Below are 1,051 nucleotides of genomic sequence, written 5' to 3' on the forward strand. Positions count from 1 at the left end.
ACGATCGGGTTTGGCTGTCTGGTAAGCCGCCCAATCAGAATTTGCCAGCAAGTCAGCAGAAATGTAGAAATATCGCTGTGGTGTTTTTGGGCGATCGCTTCCAGGCTGTTCAACAAATCACCCCGAATTTCCACCCTTTCTACTAGTGGCTGAAATTCCGCTTCGGAATTCTTCTTTTCCCAAGGAAGCGTTAATAAATCCAAAGATTCAATGTTCAGCTTTCGCCAGTATTCTTGGCCGATTGCCATTTCTTCTGATTCGAGTAGCTCATTTTGCCACTCAGCAATATCGGCATATTGCATTGGCTCATCGGCTGGTTCTTCTTGGCACGTATAGGCTGAGTAGGAAAGACTGAGTTCGCGGGTGAAATTTTTCAGGGTGGCACTATCTGCAATTAAGGCAGAGAAGTTCGCCAGCAATAAGTGCTTGTCTTGGGCGAGAGTGACTAAAGAGATGTGCCAAAGATGGCCCCGCTCAAAATCAAAAGGAAGCAGGTTTAGTTGCTGCAAAAGCGCTGCGATTTTAGCTTCTTGTTCTTCTGGAGACAAACCGCTCAGATTGTATTCTGAGATAGGAACTTCACCAGTGCAGGCGATCGCTTGCAGGGGTAGTGTCATCCCAGGCAAGCAGTGAAAGCTAGTCCGCAGGATTTCGTGCCGATTTACGACATTTTGCAGCGCCCTTGCAAAAATCTCTCGATCGAGGTTTCCTGTAATTAAAATTGCACCTCGAACGCGATAGATCTGTTTAGGATTATTTTGCTGTAACTCCCACAGGTGCCGTTGCTGTGGAGAAAGTCTAAACCCTTCGATTGTTTCATTTTGCATATCTACAGTTCCTTTAATAAGCCTAAATATCTTGACAGCTAAACGGTTCTGCCATGCCGACAACAACTCGACGCGAACCAGAGAATGGGGTGCGTCCGTGCGCGGTTAGCATATTATCTAGCAGCAAGACATCTCCTTCTTCCCAAAGAAAAACAGTTGTTTCTTGCTGATAGCAGCGACGAATTTCGTCTAATATAAAATCTTCAATGGGCGAGCCATCGCCG

Annotated in this window: 2 protein-coding genes; both read right to left on the minus strand. The window is 46.1% G+C overall.

Annotated features, from left to right (window positions below; translation table 11 throughout):
* Positions 1–827: condensation domain-containing protein (locus QUA45_RS28985; protein ID WP_333223408.1), on the minus strand; the 827-nt coding region annotated here is incomplete at its 3' end.
* A 22-nt stretch (positions 828–849) separates the two neighbouring features.
* On the minus strand, positions 850–1,051 hold a 202-nt coding region (locus QUA45_RS28990), incomplete at its 5' end, for a TauD/TfdA family dioxygenase (protein WP_333223410.1).

The organism is Microcoleus sp. Pol12A5 (genome assembly GCF_036701435.1).
Taxonomy (GTDB): Bacteria; Cyanobacteriota; Cyanobacteriia; order Cyanobacteriales; family Microcoleaceae; genus Microcoleus.